The 14002-nt window shown below is 60.6% G+C and carries 11 protein-coding genes, 1 tRNA gene and 1 pseudogene; 6 read left to right on the top strand and 7 right to left on the bottom strand.

The window, feature by feature from the left end; genetic code table 11:
• Window positions 1–3: 3 nt before the first annotated feature.
• The 5 genes and pseudogenes from MAIT1_RS09285 to MAIT1_RS09265 all read left to right on the top strand — a co-directional run bounded on the left by MAIT1_RS09285 (window position 4) and on the right by MAIT1_RS09265 (window position 6705).
• Window positions 4–987 (top strand): IS3 family transposase, encoded by a 984-nt coding sequence (locus MAIT1_RS09285; protein ID WP_198947840.1) that lies wholly within the window; start codon window positions 4–6, stop codon window positions 985–987.
• A gap of 274 nt (window positions 988–1261) precedes the next feature.
• On the top strand, window positions 1262–2428 hold the full coding sequence (locus MAIT1_RS09280) for an MFS transporter (RefSeq protein WP_085441986.1): 1167 nt from the start codon (window positions 1262–1264) through the stop codon (window positions 2426–2428).
• 235 nt (window positions 2429–2663) lie between these two features.
• A complete protein-coding gene (locus tag MAIT1_RS09275) occupies window positions 2664–3248 on the top strand; it encodes a malonic semialdehyde reductase (protein WP_085441985.1) in 585 nt (194 codons plus the stop codon).
• Between the two features lie 12 nt (window positions 3249–3260).
• Window positions 3261–5162 carry a TIGR00341 family protein gene (locus tag MAIT1_RS09270; protein ID WP_085441984.1) on the top strand — a complete coding sequence of 634 codons (1902 nt, stop codon included), beginning with the start codon at window positions 3261–3263 and terminating at the stop codon, window positions 5160–5162.
• Between the two features lie 500 nt (window positions 5163–5662).
• A pseudogene (locus MAIT1_RS09265) lies at window positions 5663–6705 on the top strand (IS110 family RNA-guided transposase).
• A 776-nt stretch (window positions 6706–7481) separates the two neighbouring features.
• Here the strand turns inward: MAIT1_RS09265 and MAIT1_RS09250 are convergent.
• From MAIT1_RS09250 to MAIT1_RS09220, 7 genes are all read right to left on the bottom strand, one after another.
• Window positions 7482–8771 carry an MFS transporter gene (locus MAIT1_RS09250; RefSeq protein WP_241893445.1) on the bottom strand — a complete coding sequence of 430 codons (1290 nt, stop codon included), beginning with the start codon at window positions 8769–8771 and terminating at the stop codon, window positions 7482–7484.
• A gap of 157 nt (window positions 8772–8928) precedes the next feature.
• Entirely contained in the window at window positions 8929–9747 is an 819-nt protein-coding gene (locus MAIT1_RS09245) for a SpoIIE family protein phosphatase (protein ID WP_143814747.1), read from the bottom strand.
• A 14-nt stretch (window positions 9748–9761) separates the two neighbouring features.
• Complete coding sequence (locus tag MAIT1_RS09240) at window positions 9762–10265, bottom strand: SpoIIE family protein phosphatase (protein WP_085441979.1); 504 nt, start codon at window positions 10263–10265, stop codon at window positions 9762–9764.
• A 73-nt stretch (window positions 10266–10338) separates the two neighbouring features.
• On the bottom strand, window positions 10339–10746 hold the full coding sequence (locus MAIT1_RS09235; protein ID WP_085441978.1) for an ATP-binding protein: 408 nt from the start codon (window positions 10744–10746) through the stop codon (window positions 10339–10341).
• A gap of 50 nt (window positions 10747–10796) precedes the next feature.
• Window positions 10797–11141, bottom strand: coding sequence for an STAS domain-containing protein (locus MAIT1_RS09230; RefSeq protein WP_085441977.1), 345 nt, complete (start codon window positions 11139–11141; stop codon window positions 10797–10799).
• Between the two features lie 4 nt (window positions 11142–11145).
• Window positions 11146–11958 (bottom strand): PAS domain S-box protein, encoded by an 813-nt coding sequence (locus tag MAIT1_RS09225; protein ID WP_085441976.1) that lies wholly within the window; start codon window positions 11956–11958, stop codon window positions 11146–11148.
• Window positions 11959–12230: 272 nt separating this feature from the next.
• Window positions 12231–12306: transfer RNA gene (locus tag MAIT1_RS09220), tRNA-Ala, on the bottom strand.
• 189 nt (window positions 12307–12495) lie between these two features.
• On the opposite strand from MAIT1_RS09220, the gene trpE reads away from it, so the two are divergent.
• Window positions 12496–13995, top strand: a complete 1500-nt coding sequence (trpE, locus tag MAIT1_RS09215) for an anthranilate synthase component I (protein WP_198947856.1) — start codon at window positions 12496–12498, stop codon at window positions 13993–13995.
• The last annotated feature ends 7 nt before the right edge of the window (window positions 13996–14002 follow it).

The raw sequence follows: 14002 nt of genomic DNA, 5'->3' as shown, positions 1-14002 counted from the left end.
TGGGTGGAGCCGGACATACGGGATTCGGTGGTGGATTTCGTGGCGTTTTGGTCAGACAAGAGCGAAATCGACACGAGCCGAATTATCAACTGGATAGGCGTGCAAAGGGGCAAGTTCTATTCATGGCGCAAGCGCTATGGAATGGTTAACGACCACAATGGCCGTATTCCCCGAGATTTTTGGCTGGACGATTGGGAAAGGGAAGCGATTGTCGCCTTTTTCCATGAACATCCGTCAGAGGGCTATCGGCGCCTGACCTACATGATGCTGGATGCAGGCGTGGTGGCGGTCAGCCCCTCTTCAGTGCTGCGTGTGCTCAGAACTGCCGGGCTGATGCGTCGTTGGAGCCCACCGCCCTCGCAGAAGGGCACAGGGTTCAAACAGCCTTCGGAGCCGCATAAACACTGGCATGTGGACATCTCCTATCTGAATATCCAGGGGACGTTCTACTATCTGTGCAGTGTCCTGGATGGATGTAGCAGGTTTATCCTCCACTGGGAGATTCGTGAGTCGATGAAGGAAGATGAGGTTGAAGTGGTCCTGCTCCGAGCTCAGGAGGCCTATCCGGAAGCTAAGCCGCGGCTGATCTCAGACAATGGGCCGCAGTTCGTTGCCAACGATTTTAAGGCGTTCATCCGGGAATCCGGCATGACGCATGTGAGGACTTCGCCTTACTATCCGCAGAGCAACGGAAAACTGGAGCGTTTTCACGGTAGTTTGAAGCGTGAGTGCATTCGGCCTCAGACGCCATTATCGCTGGAAGATGCCCAACGGGTTGTGGGAAAGTACGTCGAGCATTACAACACCCGGCGGCTCCATAGCGCCATCGACTACGTCACCCCACAGGATCGCCTGGAAGGGCGGCATGTGCAGATCCTGGCCGAACGAGATGAAAAGCTTGAGGCGGCCAGAGAACGGCGTCGGACGACGCACCAAAAGCAGTCTTTTCAGCCATCCCAAAAAATGGCTGAAAAGGCGAACAGCTAACTGATATTTTGGTTTAGACGGTTGTCATGTTTCCGCTGAACCAGCACAGCTCGAGGGCGTAGTCCTCGATATCTTCCAGCGCCCATATGCTCACTTTTGAATGCGAGCGACTCTATCCCCCCAACTGATGCGCCCTGAAAATCTTTGAAATAGCCGGTGTTTGAATTTGCTAAGTCGTACATCTGCTGCAATGATGAATCCCTGATGCCCGCTCGTGAAGGGCGTCAGGAATTCTGGGCTCGACTCCTATCCCTCCTGCGCAAAACCGCCCGCCATGCGAACCCCCTCCGCCCACACTCTGCAGATTGTTGTGTTTGCGCTGGTGGCGTCGGGGTTTACCAATATCTACCTGACCCAGCCGGTGCTGCCGGTTCTGCAGCAGGAGTTCGGCGTCTCCGTGGCCGAGGCGGCGTGGAGCATCTCCGCCGTCATTCTCGGCATCACCCTGGCCAATATCCCGTTTGGCCTGCTGGCCGACGCCCTGCCGGTGCGTCCCATCATTCTGCTGGGCGGATTGATGATTGCCGCCGCCGGGCTGTTCACCTCCACGGCGGATGCGCTCAGTTGGCATGTGGCGGGGCGCTTTACCCAGGGGCTGTTCATCCCGGCGTTGACCACTTGTCTGGCCGCCTATCTGGCGCGGGTGCTGCCGCCGGATCGCCTCAACGTCATCATGGGCAGTTACGTCGCCGCCACGGTGTTGGGCGGATTGGGCGGACGTCTGCTCGGCGGCTGGATTCACCCGCCGCTGCACTGGCGCTATGCCCTGGTCAGCGCCGCTGCGCTCACCATCGTCTCCACCGTGATCGCCTGGTGGCTGTTGCCCCGCGAAGGCAAGCGCGTGCGGCCCGATCACGCCAGCCGGGTGGGCTTCCTCGACCTGATCCGCCAGTGGCGCGTGCTGCGTCTGGTGTTTAGCGGCATGGGCAGCTTCTTCGTCTTCTCCTCCCTATTCAATTACTTGCCGTTTCGGCTGGCGCAACCGCCGTTCGCCCTCTCCACCAACGCCATTACGGCGGTCTATCTCGTCTATATCATGGGCATCTTTATCGGCCCGATGGCGGGCAAGATCGCCAACCGCTGGGGCAGCGGTTCGACGCTGCTGGCGGGGGCGGCGGTGACGTTCGCTTCGGTGCTGCTGTCGGCGTTGCCGTGGTTGAGCGGCGTGGTGGCGGCGCTGCTGCTGCTGTGCGCCGGGTTCTTCACGGTGCACGCCGCCTCCGTTGGCGCGCTCAATCGCGCGCTGGCCCATGGTCATGGTCGCGCCAACGCGCTGTACGTGCTGTTCTACTATTTGGGCGGCTGGCTGGGGGTGAGCGCGTCGGGATTGGCGTTCCAGACCTGGGGCTGGGCGGGGGTGATGGGCGTGTGCGTGGGCATGCTGGCGTTCCCGGCGTTGGCTGGGTGGCAATTGCAAAGAGAGCAAGAGAGTGGAAACTGAGCAACATTTTGCTCTGTTGAAAAAATGGCTATGCTGAGTTGGAATGGTGTCGTGAGAATTATGTGCAGACACACAAGTTTATGTGAGCACAGAGCAAAACTAACGAGAGTGCAAGGGAATCGGGATTTGTCCCATTTGGCCTGCCGGGTCAAGGGCGGCGCCCTGTCCGGGTCTGGGCCGGAGGCCCAGCATCTTTCCGCTTAACGATTGAATCTCAAAAAGACAGGAAGAGACCATGTCCCTGGATGAACAAGCGCGTGATCTGCTGTTTCGCCAAGCGCGCAGCCACAACGGTTGGCGCGACGAACCAGTGAGCGACGAGCAATTGGCGGAACTGTATGAGTTGATGAAATTCGGCCCCACCGCGGCCAACTGCTGTCCGCTGCGGGTGGTGTTCGTGCGCACTCCCGAGGGTAAGGCGCGGCTCAAGCCTACCCTTGATGCAGGCAATATCGACAAGACCATGAGTGCGCCGGTAACGGCGATTCTGGCCTACGACCTGGACTTCCCCGACACCCTGCCCAAACTGTTCCCCCACACCGATGCGCGCTCGTGGTTTGCGGGGCAGGATGAGAAGATCGCCCATACGGCGTTCTTGAACGGCTCATTGCAGGGGGCCTATTTCATGCTGGCGGCGCGGGCGGTGGGGCTCGATTGCGGCCCCATGGCGGGCTTCAACAATGCGCTGGTGGACGAGACCTTCTTCCCGGGCGGGCGGGTCAAATCCAACTTCCTGTGCAATCTGGGCCATGGCGACCCGGATAAGCTCTTCCCGCGTTCGCCGCGACTGGAATTCGATGAGGCGTGCTCTCTTGTGTAAGGCTGCACGGGTATGAGTTCCGCAGACGCGCCCATGCCCGAACCGAGCGTGCATTTTCTGCATGATGGCGCATGGGATGACCTGCGCGCGCATCTTGAAGGCGTCGCCTACGCCGCCCACCATTTCACCTCGGCGCAGGACGCTCTGCCGGGCGACGGGGCGGTGGTGCTGCTCTACCTGGACGATGAGCGGGTGCGCGGGATTCTGCCCACCGCCGTTGAGCGGGGCTGGGAGGTTGCGGTGCTGCCCCACCCCGAGGCCCCGCTGGCTGCCGCGCGGTTCGGCGTGGAGCGCGATCTGGCTGAGGCGGTCGCGCACGCTTTGCAAGCCAGCGCGCAATCGGTGCGACTTCTCACCTGCAACGATGTGGTGGCGTTCTCCTCGGTGACGGTGGGGGAGACGCTGACGCTGGAGGCGCAGCGGCGCAGCGGGTCGCGCTGGTCGGTGTTGGGCGCGCTGGCGCGCAATGTGTTCAAACTGCGCCCGTTTCGTTATGCGCTGAGCACCGCCAAAGAGCAGTCCCTCACCACCGCAGGCATCGGTCTGATCATTCTGGAAGGGCCCACCCACGGCTATCTGGGCAAGGGGCTGGCCTCGCTCACGGTGTGGGACGACCAGCGCCTCACCGCCCTGGCGCTGGCCCCGCGCAGCGTAGTGGGGTATCTGGGATTGCTGTGGCGCATCATCGTATTGCGCGCGGTCTCCCAGCGGGCGCTGCCCCCCGCTATGGGGTTGATTCGCAGCGCCCGGCTGGCGGTGGAGACCGGGCGCGGGGTGGATTACGCCCTGGATGGCCGCACGCTGCACGCCGATCGTCTGGAAATCACTGCGGTGCAGACGCCGCTACAGGTGCGCCTGGGGGCGCGCTATCCACAAGCGGACGGCGCGCCGCCGCCGGATCGGGATCAATTCCGTATGCAGGGATTGCCCAGCGGCGAGAGCGCGCGAATTCTCGATGGGGCGCGTTTGCCGCTGTTCAATCATGCGGCCGAGGATGATTTTAAGGAGCTGTTCCAGGGGCTGAAGGAGTCGGCTTCGTTTAGTCGCAGCTTCTTTGCGCTGATGGTGATGAGCGCCCTGTTGGCGCTGTTCGGTCTCTACGCCAACTCCGCGCCGGTGATCATCGGCGCGATGATTCTGGCGCCGTTGATGGGGCCGATCATCTCGCTCTCCATGGGCCTGGCAAGGGCGCATCCGTTGTTGATTCGCGACAGCGTGAAGACGCTGCTGCTGGGCATTCTCACCGCGTTGTTGTGCGCCATCGTCGTGGCCAAATTGATGCCGCTGCGGGTATTGACCCATGAGATGGCGGCGCGTCTGTCGCCCAATTTACTGGATCTGGGGGTGGCGGTGGTCTCCGGCATGGCCGGGGCCTACGCCAACGCCCGCGAGGAGATCGCCAAAGGGCTGGCTGGGGTGGCCATCGCGGTGGCGTTGGTTCCGCCGCTGTGTGTGTTGGGCATCGGCTTGGGCTGGATGGATTGGTCGGTGGTCTCCGGCGCGTCGCTGCTGTTCGCCACCAACCTGGTGGGCATCGCCGTGGCGGGATCGGTGGCGTTCCTGGCGCTGGGGTTCGCGCCGTTTCATCTGGCGCGCAAGGGGCTGTGGCTGAGTCTGGCGCTGCTGGGGGCGGTGAGCGTTCCGCTCTATCTGGCGTTCGATAAAGCGATCCAGAGCAACCGGATTCTCTCTGCCCTGGGACAGGCCCGATTCGCTGACAATGCGGGATACCGCATTACGCCGCTTTCAGTGCAGCAGGGGCGCGAGACGGTGGCGCGGGTGCGGGTGACCTCCGAACGTCCCATTAGCAGCGCCGACCTGGACGCCATTCAGCAGCGGTTGTCGCAGGCGGCGGGGATGCCGCTGACCATCGAGGCCACGGTGGCGCTGCGGCGCTCAGCGCGCCCAGATTAATAGGTCGAGTCCAAATTGTTCAAAGCCGCAAAGAGGTCGGGGGGCTGGAAGAGACTGAGGCGTTGTCCTGGACCCGCCAGGCCAATGGGGGCAAATCCCGATTTCCACGGACCCTCGTGAGTTCTGCTTCCTCGCTTGCGGGAAGAGTCATTCTTATTTGATTTTTATTATTAATAAACTAAATCAGATATTTAGTATGGTCGCTTGAATCCAGAATGACACAAATCCAAAGATCTCAATGTTTGCGTGACGTTGGTTCAGCTTGCGCTGACTATGAGACAAATTTCCAGAGGAAATTTATCGGGATTGATTCGGGCCATCCATGGCCCTCACCCTGCGGGCTCGCTGCGCGAGTCCGATTTGGCAATCCTGCCAAATCGTCATAGGGTCTGTGACCCTTAAGCGGGTGTAATGGAATGGTCCGCTCCGCTACCCAAACGGCCTCGCAATGGGCCAAGATGGTGGTGTGTTTTTCCATCTAAACGGAGTCGGAGCGGACCATGAGCAATCATATCGAAAACGGACAGGTACGGGTACTGGGTATTGATCTGGGCAAGAGCGTGTTTCAGTTGCATGGCGTGGATGCGCGCGGCAAAAGCGTTCTCAAGAAGCGACTGAAACGAGACGAGCTCCTGGAGTACATGGCGCAACTGCCGCCGCGCCTGGTGGGATGGAAGCCAGTAGCGGCGCCCACCATTGGGCACGGAAATTTCAGGGATATGGGCATGATGTGCGTTTGATGGCGCCGCAATATGTGAAGCCCTACGTGAAGCGGCACAAGAACGACAGCGTGGACGCTGAGGCGATATGTGAAGCGGTACAGCGTCCGAATATGCGTTTTGTGGGGATCAAAAGCGTTGCCCAGCAAGAGATATTGTCGCTGCATCGGATACGCAGTCTGGCGGTGAAGAACCGCACGGCGTTGGTGAACCAGATTCGCGGACTGCTTGCCGAGTATGGGATTGTCTTTCCCAAGAGCATCAAACAGGCGCGGCGGGCGATTGTGCTGATTTTGAGTGATGAGAGTGTGGAATTGAGTCCGCTGTTTTTGCGCCTGCTGGAGGAGGAGTGTGAGGAATTGACGCGTCTGGATGAGCGCATAGCGATGTATGACAATGAGATTGAGGCGCTGGCCAAGGCGGACCCACAGTGTCGGCTATTGATGACGATCCCGGGAGTGGGACCGATCACGGCGACGGCGCTGTTGGCGTCGGTGGGGGATGTGCGGGCGTTTAAGAATGGCCGGGAGCTGTCGGCATGGATAGGGTTGGTTCCGAATCAGCACTCCACAGGGGGCAAGGCGTGGCTGACGGGGATCAGCAAGCGGGGAAACGGTTATCTTCGCACCCTGTTGATTCATGGGGCGCGGGCGGCTTTGCGCGTGTGTGAAAACAAGCCGGATCGCCGCAGCCAGTGGGCAGTGTCGGTGTCGGAACGTCGCGGCGCAAATAGAGCAGTGGTGGCGCTGGCCAACCGCATGGCGCGCAGCGCGTGGGCGATGCTGGTGAAGCAGGAGGCCTATGGGGCCAGCGCCGCTGTGTAGAGAGAGCGCAATACAACTCTAAAAGAAAAACAGGCCGATAAGGAAAGAGAAAGAGATCCCACCAGCCAGGTTGCGAGAGAGAGTCGAGATTGATGGCGTGAAACGGCATAGCCCTGCGTGGTCAAGAACCTGTTTCGCCCAAGGGCCCATAGAGGCCGAGGGTGTGTTGAGGAGGGCCACGCGCAAATTACATCAGGGCCAGAGGGCGACAAGCCCCTCATCAACAGGCCGGATACATGGGCGCGACTAAGCCTCACACATCAGTGGACATTTTCTCTTGCCGTGGCGGAGCGGACCATACATGCCGTGGCGGAGCGGACCATACATGGATATTTTCTCTTGCCGTGGCGGAGCGGACCATACATGGGCAGCGCCCACGATTCGGCAGGATTGCCGAATCGGACTCGCGCAGCGAGCCCGAAGGGTGAGGGCCATGGATGGCCCGAATCACGGTGTGGTTGTTGATCTTGGGGAGCTCGAGGGCGAAGCCCTCGATATCTTCCAGCGCCCATATGTTCACTTTTGAATGCTAGCGACTATATGTAGCAAGTCAAACCGAGAATCGGACATGCTCGGTTTTTGGATAATGAAAGATATCGAGGGCTCCGCCTCGAGCTCCCAAAGTCAAAAGCCAAACCGTGGGGCTCCGCCCCAAACCCCGCTGGAGGCGCAGCCCCCAGACCCCGCCGCCGACCAGTCAGCGGCCAATAGTCAGCGCAAGCTCCACCTGCGTCACGCAAACATTGGACGCTCTGTGCAGTTTTGGTTTTGACTGACTATAGTTTGTCAGTGCTGGGGTTGTTGTGCGTTGCTTCCTCTTCCGCGGTGTCCTCTTCAGCGTCGGGGTGCAGGGCGTAGGCCGCGGCGGTGGTGCGTGGGGTGGGGATGAACGCGCTGAGCTCCTCACTGGGCAGCGGCGCGCGGATGGTGAGGCGATAGGCGGCGTAGAGCCCCACGCATAGCGCCACGACTGCGGTGAGGGAGAAGAGCCCTGTGGGGCCGAGAAAATTCATGCTGGTAGACGCCAGCAGCGGGCCCAGAGTGGCGCCAATGCCATACACCAGCAGCAGCGTGGCCGAGGCGGGCACGAACTCGCCATGCTTGAGCTGATCGTTGACCAGCGCCACCGACACCGCATACACCGGTAGCACCGCGCCCCCCGCCAGAAAAGCCAACGGATAGATCCAGCTGCTGTTTTCCACCCCCGGCCAATGCATGGCCACAGAGATGAGCAGAATCAACGCCGCCTGGATGATCAGCACAAAGCGGCGATCCATACGGTCGGAGAGGCGACCGATGGGCCAGGTGGAGAAGAGACCGCCGACAACCAGACAGAACATAAACACGCCGATGGCTTCCGGGGCCAGACCGATGCGCTTGGCGAACACCGCCCCCAGGGTCCAGAACGACCCGGACATGCAGCCGCTGGCCAGGGCGCCGATGACGCCCACGGGCGATTGCTCCATCAATGCGCCAAAGCGCATGCGCTTGGTGGGCACATGCACCGGCGTGGGGCGGGTGGAGAGCGCCAGCGGCAGCAGCGCCAAAGAGAGCAGCACCGACACCACCACAAACAGGAAGTAGCCGTCGGTGGAGGCCACTGTCAGCAGCAGCTGTCCCATGGCGGTGGAGCCCAGCAGCACCATCATATAGATGGAGAGCACCGCGCCGCGCTCTTCATTACGCGCCTTCTCGTTGAGCCAACTCTCCACCACCAGCGACATGCCCACCAGACAGAAGCCGGTGATTCCGCGAAACAGCGCCCAGCTCCAGGGGGAGATCCACACCGCATGCAGCAGCACCGAGGCGGAGGCCAGCGAGGCCATCACCGAGAAAGTGCGGATGTGGCCCACTTTATCCACCAAACGGGGGATCTTCAGGCTGCCGATGATAAAGCCCACATAGTAGATGGCCATCACAGCGCCTATGGCCTGTACGGAAAAGCTCTCGCTCTCAGCGCGCAGACCCAAAATGGAGGCTTGCAGTCCGAGGCCAAGATTCAGCATCCCCGCGCCTGCAAGCAGGGGCAGAAACGCGCTGGCCAATCGGATGGGGGTGATGTGCATGAACACAGCGGATTCCTATGCGGGCTCGGCTGGCTGAATGAATGTTCCGAGATCCTGACATCATATCGGTCAGGACGCATGATTCCAATGTCTGCGGCAAGCAACCCGGCTGCTGAGGAGCCTTGTGGAGGCAGTGGAACGCCCCTTTTTTTACAGCTTATAGCGGTTGAAATCCGATCATGGAGAGGTCGTCACGGCGTTGATGATCGCCCTGATACGCTTCATAGGCTTGGAGAATTTGTTCGGACTGACGCGCCAGGGGAAGATGGGCGCCGCAGAGCAGCAATTCTGACAGCCGCTTTTTGCCGAATCCGCGCCCCTTGTCGCCACCCACCTGATCGGTGAATCCATCGGTGAACAGGTAGTAACGGGCGCCGGGGATGAGTTTGATGGTGTGGTTGGTGTAAGAGTGATTGAGGGCGAAGCGACGGTAGCCGACCCCCGCCTTATCGCCTTTGATCATCTCCAACGCGCCATCGCGGATGATCCAGAGATCCTGTCGCGAGCCGCAGAAGGTGAGGCGGTTGCGATGGGGCTCCACCAGACACAGTCCCATCTCCAGGCCGTCATCGGACTCTCCTTGGGGCAGATCTTGTTTGAGCGCGGTCTTGATGTGTTGATGCGTTAGGCGCGTTAAGCGGGCCGGATTGTTGGTGCTCTGAAACGCCTGCTCCAGGGCGCCGACTGAGATCATGGTCATCAGCGCCCCGGGCACGCCATGACCGGTGCAGTCAAACAGCGCCAGCATGTAGCCGGTGCGATCGGGCTTGAACCAGTAGAGGTCGCCGCCGACGATATCCTTGGGCTGCCAGATGATAAAGTGGTCGCGCATCATGCCGATCAACTCCCGCTGGTCCGGCTGCAGGGAGCGCTGAATGCGGCTGGCGTAGTGCACGCTCTCGCGAATCAACTGGTGGCTGCGCTCCACTTCCTGCAGCGCCGCGCGCATATCCTCGTGATTCTCTGTTGTGGACACGATCCCGCCTTACCCTATTTGCGAAACAGCACGATGCTGGCGTCGTCCTCTCCGCTGGAGAGAGTGGAGAGGATCTCCTGCGCCGCCAAATTCAGGTCGCGGCCTTTGATCTTTTGGCAGAACTCGGCAAAGGGCAGCGTCTCTGGCAGACCATCCGACCACAGAATTAAAGTGTCTTTGCGCTGAAACGGATATGTGCGCGCTTTCAGTGAGCCGATGCCTTTGCCCACAGCGCCGTTGACGCATGACAGATAGCGTTCGCGCAGGTTCATGATCACCCCGTGAGGGTTGCCTACAGCCAGATACTGCATCTCCTGCCCGGCCAGCTCGACCCGGGCCAGCGCCATGGAGACGCCGCGGGTGTCGGTTAGACCTGTGTCGCAGTGGGCGAAAATCGTCTCCAGTGGGGCATCCTGATGTTGCTCCACCAGCGCCAACGCTTTGAGGGCCGCCTCTTCGGCGGCTTGTCCATGGCCGATGCCGTCGATTTGACACACCAGCGCAACGTCATCGCGCATCCATACGCCACAGCGATCCCCGCAATGAGAGCCGCCTAAATAGGAAGAGATGGCAAATCCGTACAGCACTCTCTCACCTGGACCTTTCCATCATGATCCACACCCGCGTTCCGCTGGGGCTGGATTCGATTCGGAAACCATCAACAAGGTCGCGGGCGCCATTGAGCCCGTGCCCCAGAGTTCCGCTGGTGCTGAAGCCTCTCTCTAGCGCTTGCTTGAGATCTGCAATCCCCGGACCGCGATCCTGCACCCACGCTTCAATGCGCTTTTTGCGATCATCGGCGTAGGTGGCCAACGCGCACTCCCCATCGAAGGCGTATTTGATAATGTTTCGGGTCAGTTCCGAGATGGCGGTGGCGAAGCGCGTCTGCTCGGCGGGCGAAAACGCCACTGCCGCCATCAAGCCAAATGCGGCCCGGCGTGAGCGGGAGATATCCTCCTCTTCACGGATGGCGAGCTTCAGCTTGCGGGTATCGGCCAAAGGCGTTCCAATTCGTTTATTCACGCAGCGGCGTTCGGCTGGGGTCGCGCCTAAACCCCCAACACCTGCCGACCATGCTCCAGATCCACCGCGGTGCGCACATTGCCGAAGTTGATGCCCATGTCGATCAGGGAGATGGCCACCTGGGGCTGCAAGCCGCAAATCACGCTGCGACACCCCATCACCCGGGCCATGGCGGCGGTCTTGACCAGGACGTCGTAGCGGAAGGAGTCGATGGTGCGCAGACCAGAGACATCCAGCAGCACGCCCTGGGCGTCGCGCTTTTTGATCAGCCCCAGCAGGTCATCCTGTAAGTCGCAGATGTCGCGGTCGGTCATGTCATCCTGAAACGCAATTTGCAGCACGTGGCCCTGTTTCAAAATGGGGATTTTCATTCCCTTAGTCGCTCGACAGGGAGACCAGTTTGCGGTTGGTCAGGCGCATCGCTTCGGCCACGCCGGAACGCAGCGAGCCTTTGGTGTTGATATTGGCCAGATTGACCCCCAGTTGCACCAGGGTCTGCGCGCCAGAGGGCTTGATGCCGGTGAGAATCACCGCGGCGCCGAGCATTTTCGCCGCCGCCACGGTTTTCATCAGGTGGTGGGAGACATCGGTGTCGATCACCGGCACGCCGGTCAGGTCGAGAATCGCCACTTCCGCCTGATGTTCGGCGATGCACTCCAGCAGACGTTCGATCAGATTGGCGGCGCGCACGGAATCGATCTCGCCCACCAGGGGCATCAGCACGATGTCGTCCCACAATTGAATGGCGGGGGTGGAGAGTTTTAGCAGGGTTTTGCGCTGCTCTTCAATGATGCGCTCGGCTTCAATTTTGTCGGAGATGTCGCGAATGATGCCGACGAAGTGTTTCTCTTCGCCCAGTTGGATCTCCGAGACGGAAAGGTCGATGGGGAACTCCGCGCCATCTTTTGCGCGGGCCTCCACTTGACGGCCCGAGCCGATGACGTTGGTGACGCCAGTCTTCATATAACGGTCCAGGTGGCCGTCATGGTCCACGGCGTAGCGCGAGGGCATTAGCATGGAGACGTTCTGCCCCAGCATCTCCTCATCGGAGTAGCCGAAGATTTCCCGCACGGACGGGTTGACCATTTTAATGATGCCGCGGCTGTTGATAATGACAAACGCATCGGCCGCCGGGGCAAAGATATCGGTCAGCATGGACAGAGTGTCGGGATTGGCGGGGCTGGTCATCACGCTTCCTTAATGGTGAGGTGAAAATAGACCCGGCGAACGCTGCAAGAATACAGGTTTGCTGGGCGAAGCTGTGCGATGTGGCGTGCAATGCAGACAGTGTAATAGATTTCGAGTCTAGCGGGATAGGGAATAAAATGATGAGGTTAAGCCTTGGTGAAAGCGCGTAGGAAGCGCAAAACTTGATGGGGGGAGAGCAAAATCCAGGCATAAAAAAACCGCCCTGTTTGGGCGGTTCTTGTATCAGAGAAACTCTCTCTGCAGAGTGATTTTGGTGGAGCTAAGCGGGATCGAACCGCTGACCTCCTGAATGCCATTCAGGCGCTCTCCCAGCTGAGCTATAGCCCCGTGTCCGTCTGAGAGCGCCAATATATACATCTGGCCCCGGCGGGTCAAACATTTTTTTCAAGAAAATTTCACCGCCCTGAAACCCCGGCGAAACCGGTGCGCGCGCAGGGAAAAAATGGTAGCGTGAGCCGATTTTCCCATTTGATGACGGATCTCCATCTGCTGGCGCCGGGGAGGCGCGGAACCACAGTGCTCCATCCCACGTTGGATCAATTCCAATCTCTGTGCGAAGAGGGGAATCTGATTCCCGTCTATCGTGAGATCATGGCCGACCTGGATACCCCGGTCACCGCCTTCCTCAAAGTGGCGGCGCAGGATCCCCATGCGTTTCTGCTGGAATCGGTGCAGGGCGGGGAGAAGTGGGGGCGCTACAGTCTGATCGGGCTGGCCCCGCGCATGTTGTATCGCGCCTGGGGGCGTCGGGTGGAGATCGAAACCCTGGAGCCGGAGCTGCGGGTCAAGAGCTTCGACGATGTGGACCCGGTGCGCACACTGCGCGAGTTGATGGCGGAGAACACGCCGGTGGCGTGTGAGAATCTGCCGCGCTTCTGCGGCGGCGCGGTGGGCTATTTGGGCTATGACTCGGTGCGCTGTTTTGAGACCATCCCCAACGACAACCCGGCCACGCTGGAGACCCCCGACGTCTTCTTTATGTTCTGCGACACCGTGTTGGTGTTCGACAATCTCTATGGCCGCTTGAAGATCGTGCGCAACGTGCGCCTGGAGCAGGGGGACGACCCCGCCCAGGCTTATGAGCTGGCGGCGTCGCGCATTGAAGCCATTGTGGCGAAATTGAAGGAGCCGCTGCGCTCGCAGGAGAATACGCACCCGCCGCAGACCGTGAGCGAGTCGGACTTCGTCTCTGAGATGACCCGCGAAGAGTATGAAGCCGCCGTGGTGCGCGCCAAGGAGTACATCCTGGCCGGGGACATCATGCAAGTGGTGCTCTCGCAGCGCCTGTCGATTCCTTTCCCCCATGCCGACAGCCAGCTCTATCGCGCCTTGCGCGCCACCAACCCCTCGCCCTATCTGTTCCTGGTGCGCTGCGGCGACTTCTCCCTGGTGGGCTCCAGCCCGGAGATTCTGGTGCGCCAGGAGGGGACCACGGCCACGGTGCGGCCCATCGCCGGCACCCGTCCGCGCGGGCGCGACGAGACCCATGACAAGGAGCTGGAGGCCGAGCTGCTGGCCGACCCCAAGGAGCGCGCCGAGCATCTGATGCTGGTGGACCTGGGGCGCAACGATCTGGGGCGCATCGCCGAGATCGGCACGGTGCAGGTGACCGAGCAGTATGTGATTGAACGCTACTCCCATGTGATGCACATCGTCTCCAATGTGGAGGCGCGCCTGAAGGATGGTCTGGACGCCTTCGATGTGGTGGCGGCCACCTTCCCGGCGGGCACGGTGAGCGGCGCGCCGAAGATTCGCGCCATGGAGATTATTGATGAACTGGAGGTCTCCCAACGCGGCCCCTATGCGGGCGCGGTGGGTTACTTCTCCTATTCGGGACATATGGATCTGGCCATCGCCATTCGCACGGCGGTGATTCAGGATGGTCGTCTCTATATCCAGGCCGGGGCGGGCATCGTCGCCGACTCCCAGCCCGATAAGGAGTGGGAGGAGACCATGAACAAAGCGCGCGCCATTTTCCGCGCGGTGGATCTGGCCCAGCGCGGCCTGGATGTCTAACAGAGAG

This window comes from Magnetofaba australis IT-1, from assembly GCF_002109495.1.
In the GTDB taxonomy this organism is placed as follows: domain Bacteria; phylum Pseudomonadota; class Magnetococcia; order Magnetococcales; family Magnetococcaceae; genus Magnetofaba; species Magnetofaba australis.
The sequence above is the reverse complement of the archived record's forward strand: the minus strand, read 5'-3'. Positions and strand labels throughout refer to the sequence as shown.